At 65.2% G+C, this 19,296-nt stretch carries 15 protein-coding genes and 1 pseudogene; 6 read left to right on the top strand and 10 right to left on the bottom strand.

Annotated elements, in window-relative coordinates:
* Positions 1-2,666 precede the first annotated feature (2,666 nt).
* From AC4D14_RS06475 to AC4D14_RS06465, 3 genes and pseudogenes are all read left to right on the top strand, one after another.
* Positions 2,667-3,548: a hypothetical protein gene (locus AC4D14_RS06475; RefSeq protein ID WP_490900878.1), complete on the top strand. Its 882-nt coding sequence runs from the start codon at positions 2,667-2,669 to the stop codon at positions 3,546-3,548.
* A 2,365-nt stretch (positions 3,549-5,913) separates the two neighbouring features.
* The gene (locus tag AC4D14_RS06470; protein WP_490900877.1) at positions 5,914-6,360 is read left to right on the top strand and encodes an HNH endonuclease signature motif containing protein; all 447 of its coding nucleotides are present in this window, start codon (positions 5,914-5,916) and stop codon (positions 6,358-6,360) included.
* Between the two features lie 747 nt (positions 6,361-7,107).
* Positions 7,108-7,312 (top strand): annotated as a pseudogene (locus tag AC4D14_RS06465) (integrase core domain-containing protein); the annotation flags it as partial.
* Positions 7,313-7,379: 67 nt separating this feature from the next.
* Here the strand turns inward: AC4D14_RS06465 and AC4D14_RS06460 are convergent.
* Entirely contained in the window at positions 7,380-7,883 is a 504-nt protein-coding gene (locus AC4D14_RS06460; RefSeq protein WP_490900876.1) for a DUF732 domain-containing protein, read from the bottom strand.
* Positions 7,884-8,039: 156 nt separating this feature from the next.
* Here AC4D14_RS06460 and AC4D14_RS06455 point away from each other — a divergent pair, with 156 nt between their 5' ends.
* Positions 8,040-9,227 (top strand): competence protein CoiA family protein, encoded by a 1,188-nt coding sequence (locus tag AC4D14_RS06455; RefSeq protein ID WP_490900875.1) that lies wholly within the window; start codon positions 8,040-8,042, stop codon positions 9,225-9,227.
* Between the two features lie 211 nt (positions 9,228-9,438).
* On the opposite strand, the gene AC4D14_RS06450 is transcribed toward AC4D14_RS06455, so the two are convergent.
* Positions 9,439-9,849, bottom strand: a complete 411-nt coding sequence (locus tag AC4D14_RS06450; RefSeq protein ID WP_490900873.1) for a DUF2510 domain-containing protein — start codon at positions 9,847-9,849, stop codon at positions 9,439-9,441.
* Between the two features lie 69 nt (positions 9,850-9,918).
* Between AC4D14_RS06450 and AC4D14_RS06445 the strand changes: the two genes are divergently transcribed.
* The gene (locus AC4D14_RS06445) at positions 9,919-10,080 is read left to right on the top strand and encodes a hypothetical protein (protein WP_490900872.1); all 162 of its coding nucleotides are present in this window, start codon (positions 9,919-9,921) and stop codon (positions 10,078-10,080) included.
* A 380-nt stretch (positions 10,081-10,460) separates the two neighbouring features.
* On the opposite strand, the gene AC4D14_RS06440 is transcribed toward AC4D14_RS06445, so the two are convergent.
* The 6 genes from AC4D14_RS06440 to ssd form a co-directional block, all read right to left on the bottom strand.
* Positions 10,461-11,945 carry a recombinase family protein gene (locus AC4D14_RS06440; RefSeq protein WP_490900870.1) on the bottom strand — a complete coding sequence of 495 codons (1,485 nt, stop codon included), beginning with the start codon at positions 11,943-11,945 and terminating at the stop codon, positions 10,461-10,463.
* A gap of 13 nt (positions 11,946-11,958) precedes the next feature.
* Positions 11,959-12,138, bottom strand: coding sequence for a hypothetical protein (locus AC4D14_RS06435; protein WP_490900869.1), 180 nt, complete (start codon positions 12,136-12,138; stop codon positions 11,959-11,961).
* A gap of 147 nt (positions 12,139-12,285) precedes the next feature.
* Positions 12,286-12,945: a type II secretion system F family protein gene (locus AC4D14_RS06430; RefSeq protein WP_490900867.1), complete on the bottom strand. Its 660-nt coding sequence runs from the start codon at positions 12,943-12,945 to the stop codon at positions 12,286-12,288.
* Positions 12,945-13,703 carry a type II secretion system F family protein gene (locus AC4D14_RS06425; RefSeq protein ID WP_490900866.1) on the bottom strand — a complete coding sequence of 253 codons (759 nt, stop codon included), beginning with the start codon at positions 13,701-13,703 and terminating at the stop codon, positions 12,945-12,947. Before AC4D14_RS06425 ends, AC4D14_RS06430 begins: the two co-directional genes overlap by 1 nt.
* Positions 13,700-14,890, bottom strand: a complete 1,191-nt coding sequence (locus AC4D14_RS06420; protein ID WP_490900865.1) for a TadA family conjugal transfer-associated ATPase — start codon at positions 14,888-14,890, stop codon at positions 13,700-13,702. The genes AC4D14_RS06425 and AC4D14_RS06420 overlap by 4 nt, the downstream gene beginning before the upstream one ends.
* On the bottom strand, positions 14,887-16,002 hold the full coding sequence (ssd, locus tag AC4D14_RS06415) for a septum site-determining protein Ssd (protein WP_490900863.1): 1,116 nt from the start codon (positions 16,000-16,002) through the stop codon (positions 14,887-14,889). The genes AC4D14_RS06420 and ssd overlap by 4 nt, the downstream gene beginning before the upstream one ends.
* 105 nt (positions 16,003-16,107) lie before the next feature.
* On the opposite strand from ssd, the gene AC4D14_RS06410 reads away from it, so the two are divergent.
* The gene (locus AC4D14_RS06410) at positions 16,108-17,799 is read left to right on the top strand and encodes a bifunctional 3'-5' exonuclease/DNA polymerase (RefSeq protein ID WP_490900862.1); all 1,692 of its coding nucleotides are present in this window, start codon (positions 16,108-16,110) and stop codon (positions 17,797-17,799) included.
* A 12-nt stretch (positions 17,800-17,811) separates the two neighbouring features.
* Here the strand turns inward: AC4D14_RS06410 and AC4D14_RS06405 are convergent, their stop codons facing one another.
* Both AC4D14_RS06405 and nth read right to left on the bottom strand, forming a co-directional pair.
* Complete coding sequence (locus tag AC4D14_RS06405) at positions 17,812-18,486, bottom strand: NUDIX hydrolase (protein ID WP_490900861.1); 675 nt, start codon at positions 18,484-18,486, stop codon at positions 17,812-17,814.
* A complete protein-coding gene (nth, locus tag AC4D14_RS06400; RefSeq protein WP_490900860.1) occupies positions 18,483-19,280 on the bottom strand; it encodes an endonuclease III in 798 nt (265 codons plus the stop codon). The genes AC4D14_RS06405 and nth overlap by 4 nt, the downstream gene beginning before the upstream one ends.
* Between the last annotated feature and the right edge of the window lie 16 nt (positions 19,281-19,296).

The following is a 19,296-nucleotide window of genomic DNA, read 5'->3' as shown; positions in this document are numbered from 1 at the left end:
CGGCTAGTCGCAGTCCTCAACTTCGAAGCAGGCCCTCTCCTCTGGAGAGAATGTGTTGCGAGCGACGGGGGGTAGTTCCACTGGGCGAACGGCGTCGAGCAACTCAGCCGACGGAGTACGAATGCTCAAGTTGGCGGGTTTGCGCTTCTCATCGACCTGACTAAAGCCCGGTCCGTACTCGCGGACAGACGCCGAACCGCTGCTAATTTCTGCAGGCCGAGCGGTATAATACGAGCCAACGCAGTCGACCTGAGGAGCAGGTGATGGGGTCATTGAACTGGGCGAGCCTCCGGATAAATGGAAGCCGTGCTGACCGCGTGCCAATCATTCTCCCCGAACATGACCCTAATGCTTCGATCAACGCCATCACGATGGTTAGAGCCAGGGCCACCTTGAGCGCTGGGGATGTTGGCGAGATCGGAAAAAATGGGACCTACTATGATCTACGGATTCGACTGTATGAGGAAGACAATTCGCCTTGGCCTTGGGCGGACGATACGGATGACCAGATTTGGCAGCGCAGGCCTAGATTGTCGGGAAATGTCACTGAGGAAGTAGAGGTGTCGACAAGCGTCTCCGTCTCAACCCTGAAGGACCACGGTGGCGAGTATTATGCTTCAGTCAAACTGTATCGTCGAACCGATTCCGGTATGTCGGTCTTGGATAGTCGAAGGACTAACACCATCAAGCTCGAATACTCGCAATAAATAAATGGCGCTATGTTTACACCGCGCCATCCTCGAGGCATCGTGAGCACATTCATCGCTTCGTCTGCAAAAGACGTCACATCCCGCGAACTTGGGGCTTAACAACTCCCGAAATCCCAGACCGGTCCAACAACCGGCCAAAACTGCTCATGAATCACCCAGTCTGAGCCGGATCCCACAGCCGTTGCACGTCTGAACGCCTCAGTTCTATGCCGCCACAGCGCCTCGTTTACGACCACGATCGGGGTCACTGGGGCTCATGAATGCAGCCGCGTCATATCGCGCTCTATGTCAATTCTAAGGGCTACATTCATGCCATTGGCATCCCGACAAAGACGGCATCCCCAGCCGGGCGTCGCCCGCCACGGGTATCAAGCAGGAAAGATTGGACCCAAAATGACGTCCGCCGCTAGTACTCCCTACGGGCCTTAAATGGTCACCTCCGCTGACATCCGACTTCTGTTGGGCACCGGGATAGCCGGAACACCCATCGGCTGGAAGTGTCAACCGGAACCAGGCTTGTTCTCGATCCAGAGCCCTGCCGACTCCGGGAGACGACCTTATTCACCGATCTAGCTTCGCAGGCTTCCGAGCATCTCGATGTCTATGCCTATATCGACGGTGTTTCCAACCGACAGCGGGATCGACGTCAATGCTGGTGACGCTCACAGGCCGTGCGGCCTCATATCAGATGCACGGGACTCTATGGAGTCCGCACTCAAACAGGTGCAAGAGTACAAGGACTCCTTCCTCACCGAGGAACAGCGCAACAGCGTCTGAGACTCAACCTCACCGGATTCGGGAGAAATAACCCGCCCATCTGGCGGCCATGTCCGCCATCGTGTTGATTGATGACATCGATGCTCTCTACAGACACCGAACCGAAGGCTGCTCATACTGCGACAACCCGAATGGTTGGTATCCTCTCGTCCAGGAATTAGTGGGGTTCGGAGATGAAGCGGGGGATCAGTGTCGTGGCTGCTGGTCGTTTGGCCCGAAGCCCCCTGGCCCAACCTCTTCGGTACGACCCCGAGGGATCAACAGCAGGCTGCTACTTGGACCCTCCACACTGGCTGAGCGGGAGACCTTCTTGTATACCTACGTTGCCTCACTCGGGTCGGTGAAGGGGCAGGAAGTTATGAGGACACGTCCATGAACGCGGCCGAAGTGGTGCGCATTTCCGCGGACCCGAGGACGGCGTGCAGGGCAGGACGCCAACCAGGTAATTCAGCGCTGCTGGGACTGGTACCGACTCTTCGACGGACCGACGGGCGGCTGCCGGTCCGTCAGGGAACCGAGGGGGTTGGTCCAGATCGCCACAGTAACCCCTGTGTCACCGGTACAACTTTCTCCCGCGCCACCGAATGAGCCAACAAGTTGGCTGCGAGGACCACGAAGGCGCCGCAGGCGATGACGAACTTCCAGTACCACTCCGGGGCACTCAAGAACCAGCCCGAGAGGGTCTGGAGAATCGGCCGGAGCCCGAACCCCGTCCAGACCGTCTGCGACATTCCGAACACGACCAGTGAGAGCGGTAGCATGCCCCGGGTTTTTTCCGGACCAAGCACAATGATCGGATCCTCAGCCGTTGACACTTCGGATACCCCATTAACAGAATCACTCGTTCAGGCCCCCAACACGAAGCAGCCCTCAAAGCTCTGTTATCAACGGTAATGCTGTTACTCGCTGCGTTACGGTGAAAATTCCTGCGGCGCAGCGAAACGTACGGGTCGAAGCCCACTATCAACAGACGATAAAGTCGGGGCCATGGGAGCCTCAAATTTTGAGTATCCGCCTTAGCAGGCCACGTGATGGTCAACTCGCACAGCCCGTTCCCTTCGCCGTCAGATAGCGCTCATAAGAGCAACCGGTTAAGAGCGATGTGCACTGGGGCCATGCCGTGGGACCCATCTCAATCTCAGCTGCCATTCAAGAATCCGAAACGAGGAATTACGTCTAATGAATGAACAGGAGACGGCGGCCGTCTCGAACATTCTCTCCGTTGTTGTGTTCATCAGCACCCTCACGCTGGGCTTTACCGCGGCTCTCAGTAACGTCTGGGGCTATAAGGTGATCCGGTTCCTTCACCGCAGGACACTACACCGACACCGCACCGCCGCGTTCAGGACCCTCAGCGCCGCCCTTCAAGGGAGTCCGCGCTATCCCCTTCCGCGTCACTTTGAGGATCGAGTTCGTCTCATCGCCGATGATCACCTACTCATGCGGATTGCCCGGGCCTCGCTGTATGGAATTCCGACTTTCACCGTATTCACACTCTTATCGGTCGGAATGGCCACCACTCTGAGCCCTCAAGGCAACGTCTGGTGGGACGCCCTGCTCGGGCTGGAGGTAAGCCTTTCGCTCACTGCCGTCGTAATGATCCTCGCGCAGAAGCTTGTGAGCCGTCGAGCTACCCCTCTCGGGTTGCTCCGAAACGCCTCGTTCTTGCGGGAGAGTCTGCAAAGCAGGAGTCACCACGGCTCAAATCCTGCTCATTGGCACCGGACGGTGGCGCAGAGCGCCAGAGGATTCCAGGCATCTGCGAGGCGCTACGGGGTGCCGCCTGAGGATAGTCGGCTTGGCACCATTTCCACTCACCTTCAAGACGGATGCCGGCCGACGATATCAAGACAGGAACTGATCAAGACAGACCATGCTGCCGCCTCGCTGGTCCGCAGCGCGTATCAGGGGGATTTTGAGCAGGCACGCTTGGGGGCTGCAAACGAGGGCGCATTCTGGGCGGACAAACGACCGGAAGTACGGGCCGCCTGGATTGCTGCAGGAACTGGGACTCTGGTGACAGTCTTGACCATCACCGGAACTGCGCTGTTTGGAAAGTAAAGGCGGTGAGGACGGACGAGTGGCCTAACATCTAGGCCTTCTATTGATCTTTTCGAGTGGGGGTTGCTCAACGAGCAGCCCCTTCTGGCCAGTTCACGCTCAGCCCGTATGAAACCACATCGATTGTCCAGCCCGTTGCCGTCATTCACGCTCGCAGGCCGGCGTGGAATGGTCCGCTGGTGTACCCGACGGCAGCCACCGCCGTGCAAGCATTGAATGCCGTCGAGACCATTACCCGCGTTACCGATTTCCGACCGCGATCTGCCCTGATCCAATCTGGAATTGTGGTGAAGGCGAGCTTTTCGGCATCCAATTAGAGCGATTGGTCCGCTGCTGCATCAACTGCTGCACCCGCATCAGCTCCACACAGGCGTGGCACACTATCCGCGTCGCCTCATTGGGGCACAGCCCGGCGGCAGCTGGAGCTGCAACAGTCCCCCGGGCACCGTGCCAGGCAGTCCGTCGGCTGGCGGCTGGTGCGCGCTTCGCTGCGCCAGGGTATCCCCGCGGCGGCCCTGGCCGGCTGAACCGGCCCTGGCCCGATCGTGGCCACTTTGTGGCAGGATTCGGGCTCTTTCATCGCGCCGGGTCCTTTACGGGCCCCAAATGGGTCCCTTGTGGGTCGAAAGTGGGCGCAGGGTGACCAACAAAAGCAGCAGTAACCACTTTCGGGTCGAATGTGGGTCCGTTGTGACCAGCCGTGGGCTGATTCCGGGTCCATCGTGGGTTCACTGACGTATTTCGCGCCCGGCGGGGCGCAATTCACCAGGATTCCTCGAATTCAGCGTTACGGGCGCCCCTTTAGAGCCCACTATTGGTCACCTGTGACCATATTCTGGCCACAGGTGGGCAGAATGTTGCAGCCTTTGGGCTGCATTTTTTTACATTACCGGCGCTCTGACGAGCGCCATGCGGGTGCGGAGGCACCGTGCTAAAAGGAGCGAGGGGCGGGGGTGGGTGGCGATGCACTGACGCGTTCGCCCAGTGCTTGCAAGGTGCTCAGGGAGTCCGGTTCCCTCGAGGAAAAGTAGTGCCGTTAGGGGAAGCATGGACAGCACTACTTTTTCTCGTGACAACCGTGCGTGAAGTTGTCAGGGGGCCCCTGAGCACCAGGCCAGCCAAGCATGAAGGTTGGATAGGTCGGGCGCACCAAGTGCAGGGAAGGTCAGCCATATGACAGCCGCCACCCACCCCCTTTGAGGACTCTCTGTGGGCAGGGGGATCTCCTGGTCCTAACCCCGTTGATGCGAGGTTGGGAGGCACAGTGATGACACTGCACCATGGCCCGTTCCGGTCCCCGGGCATGCACCGCTCACCGGGCAGTCGAACTCCGTCCGAAAGCCCAGAAGGCGAGGAGGGAACGCCGGTCCGACGTCACCCAGGGACCGGGCGGCAGCAGCTTCGTGATGGATGTCGTGGGGCCGCGGTGGCGGGAATCCTGGCGACAGGTGCAGCACGATGCCACCGCGAGACTGGGGCAGCTCTTCGGAGCAGGCCGGCGACGGTGTCGCCATCGACCATGGAGCCCTCCGCAGCGGTGCTGCAATGGAACTGTGGCGGCCGCCGGGGCGGCCATGATGCGAGGTCCGCAGCCACTCCCGTGAGGACGTGTGAGGAGACCCCTGCGGGGCCGGTGAGCCCAATGCAGTGACGAGCTTTCAGCAGCTGCTGCGCAGCGCCTTCGCTGCCGCCTCCAGGGCCGGCTTCGTTCCTCAGCAGGCCCCTCCACCGGCACCTCGTATGGGACCGCTGCGGCTTCGCCTCCGCGCCTGTTGGTACGAGCATCAAGGCGGGGACTGCGTCCCCGTGAAGGCCCGAACACGGCGCCCACTCCTTCGTCGGGACCCCGTGGCGCTGCGTTGCAGCACGCTTTCCACCGGGTGCCACGCACCTAAGATCCCGGTGGAAAGCCAACAGCCTTCAACCCGCGGAAAGTAGCCATTCTTCAACCCGACCTTCCACCAGTGGAAACCGTAAACGGTCGGGTTGAAAGCATGTGGTTGAAACTACTTTCCGCTGATGTACCAACAGAAATCCTCTCGATCTTCCGCTAAAGCTCCAGATGCGAGAGAACAAGGGAAAGGGCATAAGGGTTCGTGGCACCAGCTCCCCCCTCGGCCTGTCGGCCGTCGGGGACAGAGACTGCCTGCGACGTTGTCGCAGCCGTCTCTGAGCAGAGCGAAAGGCAGCATGGACACCTCGGCGCCCCTGGCGACAAGTGCTGCATGGAGGCGCCGAGGCACCGGTCGGCTGACGCCGACCCGGGGGTGGTTCCGATGTCGTTGCAGTTTCCGCAACACGTCCTGCCAACGGCCGTCTGAGGTGTCAGCGGCCGTCCCACAAATTCATTGAAGGAGGTGCCCCAATGGTCACCTTGCGCCTCAATATCTATGAGCGTCTGCTCGCGCGTTCCGTCTTCGAACCAACGACCGGCTGCATCGTGTGGCAGGGGAGTTTCCATCCGGATGGCTACGGCCAGATCTCCGTCCACGGCAAGACGCGCAGAGTCCATCGCATCGCCTACGAGCTATTCGCCGGCGACATTGAAGACGACCTGGTCCTCGATCACCTGTGCCGCAACCGAGCCTGCCTGAACCCCAATCATCTGGAGCCGGTCACCCTCGCCGAGAACAATCTGCGGGGCGTCGGATGTATGGCCGTTCACGCCCGCAAGACCCACTGTCCACACGGTCACCCCTACGACGAGAAGAACACTCAGATGAAGAACGGCGCCCGTCGGTGTCGGGCCTGCATCTCCCGCGAGAACCGTCTCTACCGGGAGAAACGGAAAGCTGCGCAGATGGCGCTTTGAACGTGCGCCGCGGACGATGCGGTTCGTCCTCATCGACCCGCTAATGAAGAGTCAGCAGCCCATCCGGGCACCCCGCCTGGGCTGAGTGATCCGCCTAGATCCGGAGCGGCCACCAATGCCCCAACCCTGCTGGGGGCGCTGCTCCCGCTCACGGAAATCATTTCACAAATCATTTTCCGAGCAATTTGCGTACACGACGACAATCTCCGGGTTGCCCATCGACAGTGCAACCTTATGCGGGAGTCCGCCTTCGGCGCCGACCGAGAAGTGTTGAGGATGCACTGACCCAATTCCTAGGTGCTGAAAGCGACAGACAGCCTAATGCTTGGCGACGCTTGGGCACCTACTCATTGAGACGGTGTGGAGCACGAGCTCGCGTTGGCGGCTGCTGAGTCTATTGGCTGACTCCGGAAGGACGAACGGATCAGACTCTCCCGCTGGTGCGCCGGCGGCTTCCCGGAGGACCTCAATTGGCAAACTCAGCGCCAGAGAGACGGTCGCAAGTACAGACTCACTGGGCGCCCCGGGCTCACCGCGGAGGTACTTCGAGATTGAGGTGTTCGCGACCTTTACACCCTTGCTTTCAGTGATCGCCTGGATTCGCCTAGCTGAAAGCCGTTCCATGTTCGAGTCGTTGAGCAGATCCGATAGGAGCGTCATGAAGGGGAGACTACCGGTGTTACGGCTGGCGGTTAAAGCCGTCAGGTCCCGGAGAGGAACCAGACGTTCTTTGCTCAGGAGTAGCGCGACGGCAAGGTAGGTCGCTGCAACGGAACGCTGGCCGAAGAGCTTCTTTACGCCCGCGAATGGACCTCGGAGACGCAACGCGCCGCCGTCATCACGACCTGGAACATGCACGACAACTACCATCGAGCACATACTGCGATTGGGAACCCCAGCCTCAAGCCTTCACCAGAACGTCACCAACCTCATGACACAGAACACCACCTAGTCCCCCTCGCCACGAAACGCGCAGCGGTCATCCCGCCGCGGGCTTCGTGCGGTGAGAGCTCAGGCAGTCATGGCCCCTTGCTCACCTCAGCGTATTCCGGGCAGAACGTCGCGATGCCCGCGCCGCGAATCGCGACGGCCTGGAGGACATTGTAGGAGGGGCCCGACTTCGACCCCATTCGTTGCACCACTTCGTCTTGAGTGCCGCCCCAGCCGTAGATCCCACAGATGTCGAGGGCAAGGTCGACCATGCCGCCGATGTCCTCGTGGCCGAGGGACGAGTCGCCCTCGATGGCGAGATGAACAAACGCATCACCTACCTCGGGGTCCAGCCCCCTGTATGGATCCTTCAACGTATCCAGGTAGGAGGTCGGCTTCGGGGAAGCCGTTTCGGTCGGCTCGGGCTTCGTCGAGGGAGTTGCAGAGGCAGTCGGTGACGCTGTCGACCCGGCAGCCTCTGCCCCGTCAGATCCCGAGCTGTTCTGCCCACACCCGGTCAGTAGCAGGACGGCGAGCAGCGCGACGGCAGGCAGTTTCAAGAGACCCCCCGATGAAGTGATTCCGCTGATCATATCCAGGCCATCGGCGAGTACAGGGGCGGCGTGCCGGCGAGGGTAGGGCGATTTTTCAAACCCGATTATGGCGCCGTCTGCTTCGTCGGTACGACATGGTTGAATCCGTTCAGGCATCCGGCCGATGGCGGCCGGTCACAGGTGGAGGGGGACCACATGGCGGTGATTGCGCAGCTTGACGGCAACCGGATCGACGCGTTGAGCATGGCGGAGGACGACTGGTGCCGGCTAAAGGACTCCGATGAGCGAAAGCGTCTCACGATGCCCCTGTGCGGGATCCGCGCGGTCGCCAAGAGCCGCGGAACTACCCAGTTCTTCTCGCACTACCGCATGACCGAGTGCGGCGTCGACCACGGGGGCGAAAGCGCGCAGCACCACGCAATGAAGGAGGCAATCGCTCACGCCATCAATCTAGTACCGGGCTGGAGTGCCGAGATCGAACATCCGCACCCCTTGCGCGAATGGATCATCGACGTCATGGCAGTGTCCGACGACGGCAGGAAGCGCTACGCCTTCGAGGTCCAACTCTCCGGGCAGGCACCCGAGGAGTACCAGCGTCGGTCACAGCGCTACTTCGACAGCGGGTACATGCCGGTGTGGCTGATGCCCCGCGAGCTCGAGCACAGCGAGATCAAGGTTCCGACCTTGACCATCGGTTTCGGCAAGACGTCCGACATCCCCGACTCCGCAGTCGAACTGCTAAACCTCTTTGCGTCTTCCAGTAATCTCGATCTGCGCGCCGACCGTCTTGGTGCTGCCGTCAGGGAATTGCTCGAACGGGGACACAACTGGCGTTATGGGAGCCCCTTGCGGCAGGTGGAAAAGCTCAGGGTTGAGAAGGAGCGGCGGGCCCGGGAGCACGAGGAAGCCGAACGACGCCGTGCCGAGTGGCAGGCCGCGGTCGACGACATGAACCAACGGACCGCGCCGGCTGAGGCGGCATACGGTCGCCACGTCGTCCGCACGACGGAGAACCTCCACGTCCGCGCAGCGGTCACCCAGTGCTGGCACGACCGCTGTCGGCAGCCCATGCTGATCTGGCACGCCTGGACACCGCGGGGCTACTGGGTGAAGGCGGGCGCCCCGCCTGAGATCCCTGGCAAGGTAGGGGCCAAGCGCTTCGAAAACCACCCGCTCGTACACCGCGCGGTCGACCGCTGGATGGACGTGGTGGACTGCGACGTGGAGAAGGCCGACATCGATGTCCGACGGACCAAAGCGAGCGGGACCACCTACAGCGCCTTCGTCTGCCCCACGTGCGAATCCGTATGCGGGCAGTTCTTCATCTCCGTTCTCCAGCGCGGGAAGTGGTCGATGATCGCTTCGCCCGACGGCACCGCGTGACTACGGGTTGAATGCGTTCCGTTGGGAGTCCTACACATGTCGATGGATGGTGCCGGAGAGCATCCTGTGACGGGCACCCGAGCCATTCGCGGTCACCTCGGTCCATCCTCGGGCCGAACGCCGTCGCGCACTGGGTCCATGACTGTTCGATCACCGACCCCGTCTGGTGGGCGCCTTCAGCCATCCGGGAACCGACACGCCAGCGGTCCGGCTACGGCTTCCGTCCGCGGATGGCGAAGCTCGTAATGATTGCTGCACCTGCGATGAGGATAAGAACCACCGAAGCTGCCGCGGCGCTGCTGTGGACTCCAGGGTTGCACAGGCTTGGCAGCCAAGCGCTGCCACAGCCTTGGGACCCGCCTGGCATCGGCCTCAGGCCGACGAAGGCGCCTATTGCTGCCGCGATGATTCCCACCCAGAGCAGCGCCGACGAAGCACCGTTCGAACCCTCTGATGTCATGACCGGACCCCCAGAGGGTGAGGCCCGCGGCGCCGGTGCCGCGCGTTCAGGGGCTACGGTCGCAGGGACCTGCCGAGGACGGAGGTGATCGGTCCACAATGCCCCGTCATGCCACCGCTCCATGTCGTGTTTCAGCGGATCTGGATACCAGCCTGATTTCATCCCGCCAGCGTAGCGGGACCCGCGCGGGGAACGCGGCAACACCCCGCGCCTTCAGTGGTGTCTTTGTCGATGTCCTATCGCACTATCTCAGCCCGCAAGAATGCAGCTGAGTTCGCGGACCTGCTTTTCGATTCCGCTCGGTACATCCTGGCGGTGGTTGTGTACTCGTCGCACACCCGGACATTCGTCAACCCCGCAACGCTGGTGGATCACCTCGGGTCCGAGGGCTGACGTCGACGTTTTCGGCTCAGTGAGGTCAGCTTTGATTTCGACGACATCATGCCACACGGCACCTCCGTCTACGGCGGCGCGATTCCCTCGTACTCGCGGGGCAGGCAGTGGACCACCCGCTCATGGAAGGGATCGTTTCACCACGCCTACATCGAGGCCGAGGACGAGGACCGCCGCCGGAGTGACCTACATCCACTACAACTACCATCGAGCACATACTGCGTTCGGGAACCGCCCCCAGCCTCGCCGGAACATCACCAACCTCATGACACAGACCATCTAGGCCTGTGCCCACCTGCAACTCGGCCAGCTCTCCGTCGAGGGTAGCGAATGGTTACCAAGTCAGGAGCTCGGAGCTGAGTTCGTCGTTAGAGGGAGAATCAAGCCTTCGGTACGACCTGTACCGTCTCTGCCACGGCCTCGGGGCTCGTAACGCGGCGGCCCTTGCCGACAGGGCAGATTGCGACGCTCATCAAAAAGTCAACGATTGCACGGCGACGAGCGAGGGTCACGGCGTCCCACCAAGCGCGCACGTCCTCAACATCGACCAGGTCGGCAAAAGGACTCCGGCTCACAGCGCTGGTGATTTCCGAGTCGACGGCCCTTAACTGCTCTTCAATGTCGTCGAGTCGGTCCTGTGCGGCTGCCAGCCGAGCCGGGTCGTCGTCGATGAGCAAGAAGACGTTCTTCCGGCTCGCTCGGAGTGCGTCACGGCGAGTGTGCAGCGCAGCGATGTCTACCTCATCGGTCTCGGGAATCAACAAAGTCGCAGCGTCAGGCTCCGAGAGTCGGGCGATGCAAAGCATGGCGACGTACTCGTCAATCAAGTCCCCGCTCCGCATGAAATGGCCGTTGACGCAGCGATAGTTGTGGTATCGCTTGGTGGGAGCAGAGCCGGAGCCGTCCTTACGGGCCGTAGGATGCGTTCTTCCACGTGCTGAACGAACGGGCTCGCGGCACACGGAGCACCTTGCCAGACCGGAGAGCAGCCACCTGCGGGCCGTGCCGCTGTGGGCAGGTTTGACGCCGACGAGGCGGTCACGTGTGGCGACCAGTTGCTCGTGCCCCACAATCGCCTCCCAGGCACCAGGGGTGCAGGCCTCAAGATCGATCTTTGCCAGCTCATGCTTGCCAGTAGGCTGCGCCGGCGGCAGCAGTGCCGCGTAGAAGGGGTTCATGAGAATGCGGCGCACCGTGGCAGAGCGCCACCGAGCACCTTTCCTCGTTGTCCTGCCGGCGTGGTTGAGGTCGCGGGCAATCTGTCCGAGCGGCGCGCCAACGAGGAACTCGGCGAAAATCCGGCGGACGTCAGCGGCCTCGACGTCGTTTACGACGTAGCGAGTCCCGATCGGTCCGCGGTCGGCGGCGGGCAACCATTGGTACCCGTGCGGCGTCTTTCCGGAGGTGGGATGTCCCTCCTTCCGACGCTCGGCGGCGTAGCGGGCCGCGCGCGCCGCCTTGATCTTCACCTCGCGCTCGGCGAGGAGGACGAGCTGCTTGAGCATGAAGTCATCGATCTCGGTGTCGATGCCTTCACGGATCACGACCACTCGGATGTCGCGGCGTGGCGGGCGCACCTCGAGGACGTCGGTGAGGCTGCGCGTAAGCCGTGAGGTCTCGGTGACCAGCAAGACGTCAAACGAGCCGGCATCGAACTCATGCAGCATCTTGGACCAGTCAGTCTTTGGGCCACGGGCCTTGCTTGCGCCCGTGTCGTTGTCCCGGAACTCAGCGACCATCCGCCAGCCCCGTCGGGCAGCTTCCGCGCGGCAATCGTAGAGCTGCTGGGAGATGCCCTGATCAACGTCCTCTGACTGCCGGGCGTATATTGCGACGCGGGGGCGAGGTGCCGCGGTAGGTGACATACGAGTCACCATATCAAAAAGTATGTTTTAAGAGATGCACGCTCGCGAGCATGACGATCGCGTATTCAGCGGTGGCCAGTCCGGCCTCCGCGTGGTCCGACGGTACTGTCCGGGGCTTGTCCGCGTCGTCCCGGTCCGGCCCCTTCGCTGGGTCGGTTCCGGCGCCCGGCGCTCCGGCGTCTGATGAGGACATTGATTTCTCCCTGCTTGGGCCCCGGCGGTCCTGCCTGGGACGGTCGATGGGCCGCGGCTGCGGCATGAAGGTACTCTTCCCCGCTGCGGCTGCGGCCGGTGGTGGGATGCCGGATAAGTGGATAACCCGGGGCCCGGACCCGGCTGTTCACGGCAGGAGGGCGAGCACGACGGGCGCCACCCCCAGACAGACGAAGGCGGGAAGCGCACAGACCCCCAGTGGCACAACCAGCTTCACCCCGAGCGCAGCGGCCCGCCGTTCAAGATCCCGGTTCTGCCGCCGCCGCAGCTGCCCCGCGCACGCATGGACGATGGCCGCCGATGGGGCGCCGGTGAGCGCGGCAAAGCGCAGTGCATCGCGGAGTTCGGCGGCTGCATCGACTCCAGCCGTTCGCTGCCCCTGCGCGCGGCGCCCGGATCCCCAACGCCCGAGGGGCCGGCGGCCCACTGCGGCGACAGTCAGCCGGGATCCCTGCCGCAAGGGGTCCCATGCACCGGCGGGTGGGCGGGGCCCGGCCTGCCATGCCGCCTCCCATTCCGACCCCAGGCTGAGGGCGGCCACGGCGTGGTTGATTCTGCGTGCCACCGGTTCCTCCACCATGTCAGCCAGGACGGAGAGGGCATGATCGGCCGGTGCGCCGGCGACGAGCATGGCTCCCATCAGGTCGAGCATCAAGCTCGCATCGGTGATTCCGGCAGGCACGCGACGCGGGCTCCCTTTCGACGGAGCCACAAGCGACGGGCGGGCGGAGAGGGTGAGGATTCCGTAGGCGGCAAGGAGAAGCGCCGCCGTGAGCGCCGGGCCCATCAGGTGCGCCTCGCCGCAGCGGCAACCAGCCGGGAGCACCAGACGCGCGCGGCCGCCATCAGCAGGCACCCGGCCGCCAGGACAGCGTTGCCCAGGGGTGAACCGAACAGCACGCGCAGCGGGTCCGCTCCGATGAGGTAGCCGAGCAGGAGCCCGAAGGCCGGGAGCCAGGTCAGCAGCGACACCGTTGCCTTGGGGCCGGCGAGCGCGCTGTCCCGCGCGCCCTGGGCGTCAACTTCCACGTCGAGCTGGTCGGCGTACCGCGCCAGGACCTGGGCCAAGGGGGCTCCGGTGCGTTCCGCGACGGAGAAGCACGCAGCGAGATCGACCCACAGGGTCAACGGTGATGCCCGCGCGGAATCGGTTCGGAGGGGTGGAGCGCTGCTGAGCACGTCGGGAACGCTCAGGCCCAGCTCCGCAGCCCGGGCCGCCGCCTGGATGACAGGCAGGGCACTGGGCGCGAACCCTGATCCCGGAGTGGCCGCCGGCGCATAGACGGCCTCAAGGTCCGCCCACAACTGCTGCGGCATCCTCCCTGCCTGAAGCAGGCCGGTGAGCTGGCGGACGAACAACGGGATGTCGTTCGGATCAACGGGCGGGTCCCTCGGGCGGGGAGTGCGCGGGCCGCGGGCGGGGCCGCTCCCCTGGAAGCCGGGACCGCCAGGCAGTCGCCGCCGTGCATCGGCGGGGAACGGCGCGGTCAATCGCAGCACCGCCGCCGCGGCCCCGAGCAGCAGGGCAACGAGAAGTCCGGTCATCCCAGCGGCCCTGCCTCTTCAAGTTTTTCCCGGAGGCCCTCCCACCCGGTGCCCCGTGAGCACCCCCTTCCATTCCAGGTGAGGGCCGGTCGCACCTCAAGCCGGCTTCCATCCTCCAGTCCGACCAGGGCAAGCTGCTCCACCCGGCGCCCGGCGGATGTGCGGACGAGGTGGATCACCAGGTCGAGGGCATTCGCGGCCTGCAGCGCCAGCGCACCGGGGCTAAGCCCCGCGAGCGCCCCGAGTGCCGTCAACCGTGCGGGAATGCTCCGCGCCGAGTTGGCGTGCACTGTCGCGCCGGCCCCGTGGTGGCCGGTGTTCATTGCGGCAAGCAGTTCCCTCACCTCCGCTCCGCGGCACTCGCCGACGATCAGTCGGTCGGGCCGCATCCGCAGGGCGTGGCGTACGAGGTCGGCAAGCTCCATGACTCCTGCCCCTTCGAGGTTGCCGTACCGTGCCTGAAGCCCGACGGTGTGCGGGTGGTGGGGGCTCAGTTCCGCCGCGTCCTCCACCAGGACGATCCGCTCGGTGGGGCTGCTCATCCCCAGCAGCGTGGAAAGGAGCGTCGTCTTGCCCGTCCCTGTGGCGCCGCTGATGAGGAAGTTGAGGCGCCGCCTGATCACGGAGCGAAGGATGCCCGCCATTTCCGGGTGAAGGGCACCGGTTGCCTCGAGCTCGGCCAGGGAGAAAACACGCTCGCGCCGGATCCGGATGGAGAGCAGGGTGCCTTCGGTCGAGATGGGAGGCAGAACGGCGTGGATACGGAACCCGTTGAGACGCACGTCCACGCACGGGTTCGCATCGTCGAGCCTTCTACCTCCGGCGGCGACCAACCGGGTGGCGAGAGCCCTCACCTCGCCCTCGTGCGGGAAGGCCGCGCCAACCCGGTGGAGCCCCGATTCCCCGTCCACCCAGACCTGCGAGGGCCCGTTGACAAGGATGTCGGTCACCGCTTCATCCTCCAGCAGGTGTTGGAGGGGCCCGAGGCCTTGGAATTCGGCGCGGAGCCTGTCCACGGCGGTGAGCGTTCCCTCGGAGCCGAGGAGCCGGCCCGTGGAGCGGACGGCGTCGGCCAGGCCCGCCCCGGTGAGGGGGTCCGCCCGCGAGAGCACGGCGGCCCTCACCTCGGTGACCAGTGCCGTGTCAGCGCCGGCAGCATGACGGGTGCGGGACTCGTGCCAGGTCATCCCGCGGCCGACCTTCCCCAGATCCGGGAGGCGAGTGCTGCGCAAACACGCCGGGGCCCCCGCCGGTGCCCGAGTTCAAGTAGCCGTTCCTGCGCCTCCGCCGCCGGTACCGCACGCAGCCGGGGAAGGAATGCGGGGATCCTGGGCAGGCTGAGGGCCTCGGCGATCCGGTCCGGATCGAGCCCGTTGAGGACCGGGCCGCGCACCACCACCTCCACGGAGGATGGTTCAAGCAGCGGAAGAATCCGCCCCGCGGCTGAGACCGGCCGCGGCCGCGCCGGCACGACCACGATGATGCTCTGGCAGTAGCCGGAGAGGGAATCCCCAGCGGCGTGTGCCGCACCCAGGTCGACGACGGCGAGGTCGTAGGCGTCGCGGGCAGCGGCAAGCACCGAAGCCACGGCCTCGGAGCCGTGCCCCGGGTATCCAGGGCGGGTACGGCCGGCTGGCGGAGTGCCGGCCCCGATGCCGGGAGTCCGCTGGGACAGCACGGCGAAGTTCCGCGTCTGGGGCAGGGCTGCGGCAAACTGGCCTGGGTGCAGCGCCCCGCGCACCTCGGCCAGGTCGTCCCAGCAGGCACCGGAACCGGCGGCCCCGCCGAGGGCGAGCCCCAGGCCACCGCCGTCAGGGTCGCCGTCGATCAGGACGGTCCGCATCCCGCCCGCCCCCGCATGGTCGGCGAGCCAGCAGCCGAGAGTCGTGGCCCCGGCACCGCCCGATGCACCCATTATCCCGACCACCGTCCCGGAGCGCGCCGCTGATCCCGCACCACTCAGGTGTTCCGCGAGCCAACTCGCTGCCTGTGGAAGGATGGCGACCCTGCCTGCCCCCGTTCGGGAGGCAGCCGCCCAGACGGCACCCTCGTCCTCCTTTCCTCCGATGAGGATCACCGGGGTATCCGCAGGGAGGGCCGCGTTGGTGCTGTCGCAGGTTAGGAGCAGGACCGCCGGGTTGTGCTGGAGCGCCTGTGCCACCGAATCGGCCTGGACCAGAACCACACCGGCCGCCGCACCCACGCGCGCCGCCTCGTCGCGCAGCGCCTGCGCTCCGCCCACCAGTGCCACGCAGTGCTCGGTGGCGGCTGCGGGAACCCAGGAGGACCTGACCGTCATCGCTCCATCCTGCGCATCACGTGCGGCGCGGGGCGGGCGCGCCCCGGCTATGTGGACAATCCGGCCGGGCACGGAATAGGGAGGGGCCCGGGTGACAATGATCGTATGTATGTTGTCGTGGCCCACCCGCCCAGCACCGAGCCGGACACCGCGGCTGCGTTCCAGCCGCTTGCCGCGGACGGCTCCCCTACCGGCCCTGTGCTGCGGGCCGGTGCCGGGGAACTGCACGACGTCTTCGCTCGGTTCGAGTCCGGTTCTCCCCGCTGGGTCTGGGATAACGCGCGCGCCTGGTACCCGGCCCTGCTGGCCGGAGGCATCAGTCTCGACCGCTGCCACGACCTGGCGTTGGCCCGGGCTGTCCTCACCCACTCGGGATACTGCGCACCCTCCCCCTACCTTGAGGAACTGCGCGCGCAGGCACCCGACGGAGAGGAGGCACCGCTTCCCCGGCAGCTTCTGCCACCGGCCCCCGCACCGAACCAGAGCAGCCTCTTCGACGAGGTCGTCCGGGCTTCCGGCCCGGGCCTTGAGGCGGTGTCCACGGAATTCCGGCAGCAGCTGGAGGCCGTCGCCGCCTCCCGGCACCCCGGACGGCTCGCCCTGCTGCTCGCAGCCGAATCCGCCGGAGCGCTCCTGGCCGCGGAGATGGAAGCGGCGGGCCTGCCGTGGCGCAGGGACGTGCATGAGGAACTCCTTGAACGGCTCCTCGGACCCCGTCCGCCCGAGGGCCAGCGCCCGGCCGGACTCGAGCTGCTCGCCGCCGAGCTTCGGCGTGCCCTGGGGAACCCGACACTGAACCCTGATTCACCCCAGGAGCTCATCCGGGCCCTGCACCGGGCGGGGATCGAAGTGGCAACAACCCGCTCCTGGGAGCTTGAGCGCCAGAAGCACCCGGCCATCGAGCCGCTGCTCGCCTACAAGAAACTCTCGCGGCTGCTCACCGCGAACGGCTGGACCTGGTTGGACACCTGGGTGGAGGAGGGCCGCTTCCGGCCCGAGTACGTGGTGGGCGGCGTTGTTTCCGGGCGGTGGGCGTCGCGGGGCGGGGGCGCCCTGCAGATCCCCCGGCAGGTCCGTGACGCGGTCCGGCCCGACCCGGGGCATGTGCTGATCGTCGCCGACGCGGCCCAGCTCGAGCCGCGCGTGTTGGCCGCGCTGGGGCAGGATTCGGCGCTCGCCGCCGCGGCCCGGGGCAAGGACCTCTACCAGGGCATCGCCGAGCAGGGATTCGGCGGGGACCGGGCAAAAGCCAAGCTGGCCATGCTCGGGGCGATGTACGGGGCGACGACGGGCGAATCGGGGCGGCTGATGCCCCAGCTCACCCGCACCTACCCGCAGGCGATCGCCATTGTGGAATCGGCTGCACGCACCGGGGAGGCCGGCGGCACCGTCACCAGTTACCTGGGAAGGGGCTGCCCACCGGCGTCGGAGCGCTGGCGCGCCTCACAGCAGACGGCGACGGCGGAGGAGCAGCGCCGCGCCGACGCTGCCGCCCGGGCCCGGGGGCGCTTTACCCGGAACTTCGTGGTGCAGGCAACCGCGGCCGAATGGGCGTTGTGCTGGCTTGCCGAGGTGCGCCGCCGGCTCAGGCAGGTGGGCGGTCCCGCAGCGGTCACGGCCCTGGTGTTTTTCCTCCACGACGAGGTGATGCTCCATGTGCCCGAGGACCGCGCCGCGGAGGTCAGCGCGGTCCTCGAGGAGGCCGCCGCAGCGGCGACGGCGCTGATGTTCGGTCCCATTCCCATCGAATTCGCCGTCAACGTGGTGGTGGTGCGCTCCTACGCCGACGCCAAATAGGCGGTTGCCGGCTCACCGGGGTGGGGGAATCTCCAGGGAGGCGTCCCACGGCTCGGTCCAGCCCAGTCCGTCGAGAATGGAATCGAGCAGGATCCCGGTGAAGCCCCAGACCGTCGCTTCGGGGAGCACGAAGCCCGGGCTCCGCCCGGTGAAACCCCGGCGGGAATACACAACGGTCCTGCGGTTCTCGGGATTGAGCAGTTCACGAAGCGGTGCCCGGAACACGTGGGAGGATTCGGCGAGGTCAACCACGGCCACGGGAGTCGGCAGCGCCCACCATCCAAGCACCGGGGTCACCATGAAGTTGCTGATCGGAAGGCCCACTTCGGGCAGGACGCCGAGCACTTCAACCCCCGCGGGGTCCAGCCCCGTCTCCTCACGGGCCTCACGCAGCGCGGCCGCCGGCTCGTCGGCGTCGGTGGGGTCGATCTCGCCCCCCGGAAAGGCGACCTGGCCGGGGTGGTTGTTCAAGGAACCGGCACGTTTGACCAGGAGCAGGTCGAGATCCCTCGGGGCAACGGGTTCCCCCGGTGGATGCTGGTCGTCCGCCCCGAAGAGGATCAGGACAGCGGCCCGCCGTGCGGTGTCGGGGTCAAGGACACGAAGGTGCCAGGTGGTGTGGAACTGCGCCGACGTCGCACCCGTCATGGAGGCGGCGTAACTCCGCAGGGACTGGTGGGCGCTCACGTTCCGAGGCTGTGGCCGGCCGCACGCAGCTCGGCGCGGGTCGCGCCGTTGACCATCAGCGCGCGCAGTTCCTCGCGCCCCGGCGCCAACTCATATTTAAGGAGCTTGGCGGCCTTCGCCGGGTCGACCTCGCCTTCGCCGTAAGACGGGCACAGCGCCGCAACCGGACAGGCACCGCAGGCCGGCTTCTTCGCATGGCAGATACGGCGCCCGTGAAAGACAACCCTGTGGGAAAGCATCGTCCAGTCCCGCGGCTCAAAGAGCAGGCCCACCTCGGCCTCGACTTTCACCGGGTCGTCGGATTCGGTCCAGCGGAAACGCCGTGCCAGCCGCCCGAAATGGGTGTCGACCGTGATCCCGGGGATCCCGAAGGCATTGCCGAGCACCACGTTCGCCGTCTTTCGCCCTACGCCCGGAAGGGTGACGAGATCCTCGAGGCGGTTGGGCACCTCGCCGTCGTATTCATCCACGAGGCGGTTCGACAGCGCGAGGAGGCTGTTGGCTTTTGCCCGGAAGAAGCCGGTGGGGCGGATGATTTCCTGCAGCTCCTCGGTGTTGGCCTCTGCAAGGCCCCGGGCGTCGGGATAACGCGCGAACAGCGCCGGCGTTGTGAGGTTCACACGCACATCGGTCGTCTGCGCCGAAAGGACGGTTGCGACGAGCAGCTCGAACGGGTTGCGGAAATCGAGTTCCGCCACCGCGTAGGGGTACTGCTCGGCGAGCACCCGATGGATGCGGCGCGCCCGGCGCTTGAGCGCAACCGGCGACTCGGGCTCCCGGGCCTTTGCCTTCATGATCCGGCCTTTCCTG

The organism is Arthrobacter sp. TJ-254, from assembly GCF_058269175.1.
This window is presented reverse-complemented; position numbering and strand designations above follow the sequence as displayed.

Bases quoted from the DNA above. Each gene is read 5' to 3' on its own strand.
- AC4D14_RS06470 (WP_490900877.1), top strand. From the start codon at position 5,914: ATGGTCACCTTGCGCCTCAATATCTATGAGCGTCTGCTCGCGCGTTCC.
- AC4D14_RS06475 (WP_490900878.1), top strand. From the start codon at position 2,667: ATGAATGAACAGGAGACGGCGGCCGTCTCGAACATTCTCTCCGTTGTT.
- AC4D14_RS06455 (WP_490900875.1), top strand. From the start codon at position 8,040: ATGGCGGTGATTGCGCAGCTTGACGGCAACCGGATCGACGCGTTGAGC.
- AC4D14_RS06460 (WP_490900876.1), bottom strand. From the start codon at position 7,883: ATGATCAGCGGAATCACTTCATCGGGGGGTCTCTTGAAACTGCCTGCC.
- AC4D14_RS06425 (WP_490900866.1), bottom strand. From the start codon at position 13,703: ATGACCGGACTTCTCGTTGCCCTGCTGCTCGGGGCCGCGGCGGCGGTG.
- AC4D14_RS06410 (WP_490900862.1), top strand. From the start codon at position 16,108: ATGTATGTTGTCGTGGCCCACCCGCCCAGCACCGAGCCGGACACCGCG.
- AC4D14_RS06450 (WP_490900873.1), bottom strand. From the start codon at position 9,849: ATGAAATCAGGCTGGTATCCAGATCCGCTGAAACACGACATGGAGCGG.
- AC4D14_RS06435 (WP_490900869.1), bottom strand. From the start codon at position 12,138: ATGTCCTCATCAGACGCCGGAGCGCCGGGCGCCGGAACCGACCCAGCG.
- AC4D14_RS06445 (WP_490900872.1), top strand. From the start codon at position 9,919: ATGTCCTATCGCACTATCTCAGCCCGCAAGAATGCAGCTGAGTTCGCG.
- AC4D14_RS06430 (WP_490900867.1), bottom strand. From the start codon at position 12,945: ATGGGCCCGGCGCTCACGGCGGCGCTTCTCCTTGCCGCCTACGGAATC.
- ssd (WP_490900863.1), bottom strand. From the start codon at position 16,002: ATGACGGTCAGGTCCTCCTGGGTTCCCGCAGCCGCCACCGAGCACTGC.
- nth (WP_490900860.1), bottom strand. From the start codon at position 19,280: ATGAAGGCAAAGGCCCGGGAGCCCGAGTCGCCGGTTGCGCTCAAGCGC.
- AC4D14_RS06440 (WP_490900870.1), bottom strand. From the start codon at position 11,945: ATGTCACCTACCGCGGCACCTCGCCCCCGCGTCGCAATATACGCCCGG.
- AC4D14_RS06420 (WP_490900865.1), bottom strand. From the start codon at position 14,890: ATGACCTGGCACGAGTCCCGCACCCGTCATGCTGCCGGCGCTGACACG.